A 2,072-nucleotide genomic window follows, 5' to 3' on the forward strand; every position below is an offset into this window, starting at 1 on the left:
CGCGGCACGAGCGCGGCCCGCAGCCGCTGGGCGACGGCCGTCGCGGCCGACTGGGCCTGCTGCGGGTCGGCGTCCTCGAGCGGCTCGTGGACGAACATGACGTCGGCGTCCGACCCGTACGCGGACTCGTGGCCTCCCAGGCGGCCCATGAGCACGATGGCCATGCGGGTGCCGAGGTCGCCGCGCTCGTCCTCCACCGAGGCGATCGCCGCCTGCAGGGACGCCTCGAGGGTGGCGGTGGTCAGGTCGCTGAGCGCCTCGCCGACCTCGACGACGTCGAGCCGGCCGAGGACGTCGGCCATGCCGATGCGGGTGAGCTCGCGGCGGCGCACGCGACGCACCGCCCGGAAGGCGGCGTCGCTGCCCCGGTGGCGCGACGCGGCCAGGTTCATCTCGTGCGTGAGCCGTTCTCGGCTGAGCGGCACGAGCTCGCGGTCGTCGCCGAGCAGCGCCACGACGTCCGGGCCGCGCACGAGCAGGTCGCCGACGTACGAGCTGGACGAGACGAGCCGGGCCAGCTGCTCGGCCCCGCTGCCCTCGTCGCGCAGCTTGCGCAGGTACCAGTGCGACTCGCCGAGCTGCTCCGAGACGTGCCGGAAGGTCAGCAGCCCGCGGTCGGGGTCGGGCGACTCGGCGAACCACTCGAGCATGGCCGGCAGCAGCGAGCGCTGGATCGCCGACCGGCGCGAGACGCCGGAGGTGAGGGCCTGGATGTGGCCCAGCGCGCCGGCCGGGTCGACGAACCCGAGGGCGGTGAGCCGCTCCCCCGCCGCCTCCGGCGTGAGCCGCAGGCTGTCGGTGGGCAGGGAGGCGACGGCCTCCAGCAGCGGGCGGTAGAACAGCTTCTCGTGCAGCCGGCGGACCTGGCGGCGCTGGGCCTGCCACTCGCGGGTGAGGTGGGCGACCGGGTCGTGGCGGAAGCCCATGCTGCGCCCGATGCGGCGCAGGTCGTCCTCGTCCTCGGGCACGACGTGGGTGCGCTGGAGCCGGTGCAGCTGGATGCGGTGCTCCAGGGTGCGCAGGAACTCGTACGCCTCCTCCATGGCCGCCCCGTCGCGCCGGCCGACGTAGCCGCCGTCGATGAGCGCCTGGAGCGCGACCAGCGTCGTGGGGCTGCGCAGCGACTCGTCCAGGCGTCCGTGCACGAGCTGGAGCAGCTGCACCGCGAACTCGACGTCGCGCAGTCCGCCGGCCCCGAGCTTGAGCTGGCGCTCGCGCTGCGCGGCCGGGATGTGCTCGACGACGCGGCGGCGCATGGCCCGGGTGTCGGCGACGAAGTTCGGCCGGGTGCTCGCCTGCCAGACCAGCGGCCGGACGACGTCCAGGTACTCCTGGGTCAGCTCGGCGTCGCCGGCGGCGTAGCGCGCCTTCATGAGCGCCTGGAACTCCCAGGTCGTGGCCCAGCGGTCGTAGTAGGCGGCGTGGCTGGCGACGGTGCGCACGAGCGGACCCTGGGTGCCCTCGGGACGCAGCTCGGCGTCGACCTCCCAGATCGTGCCCTCGGCGGTGAGCTCGCCGCACAGGCGCATGACCGCCGACGCGAGCTTGGTGCCGACGGCCAGCGCGGACGACTGCTCGGCGTCCCCGGCGGGCTCGGCCACGAAGATGACGTCCACGTCGCTGACGTAGTTGAGCTCGTGGCCGCCGGTCTTGCCGAGCGCGACGACCGCCAGCCGGCACGTCTCGGCGCCCGGCACCTGGGTGCGTGCGATCGCCAGCGCGGCGTCGAGCGTCGCGACGGCCAGGTCGGACAGCTCGCCGGAGGACTGCTGGAAGTCGGTGAGCCCGGTGAGGTCGCGGGCGGTGACGTGGAGCAGCTTGCGGCGGTAGGCGACGCGCAGCTCGTCGGCCGTCGTGGCCCCGGCCATCTGGTGGCGGTGCTCGTCCTCGCCCAGCGGGTCGGTGACGAGCGCGCCGTCGGCCAGGTCCAGGACGAAGTCCGGGTGGCGGGCCAGGAAGTCGCCGAGCGCGGCGCTCGTGCCCAGCACGACGAGCAGGCGCTGGCGCAGCACCTCGTCGCCGGCCAGCGCGTCCAGCAGCCGCTCACGGCCCACGCCTCGCCGATGCGGGCC

At 75.0% G+C, this 2,072-nt stretch carries 1 protein-coding gene; it reads right to left on the reverse strand.

The features are described 5' to 3' along the window. Window positions 1–2,054: bifunctional [glutamine synthetase] adenylyltransferase/[glutamine synthetase]-adenylyl-L-tyrosine phosphorylase (locus AC2W7G_RS14625; protein WP_485869082.1), on the reverse strand; the 2,054-nt coding region annotated here is incomplete at its 3' end. Window positions 2,055–2,072 lie beyond the last annotated feature (18 nt).

This window comes from Aeromicrobium sp. PFPM2_SD2, from assembly GCF_057364525.1.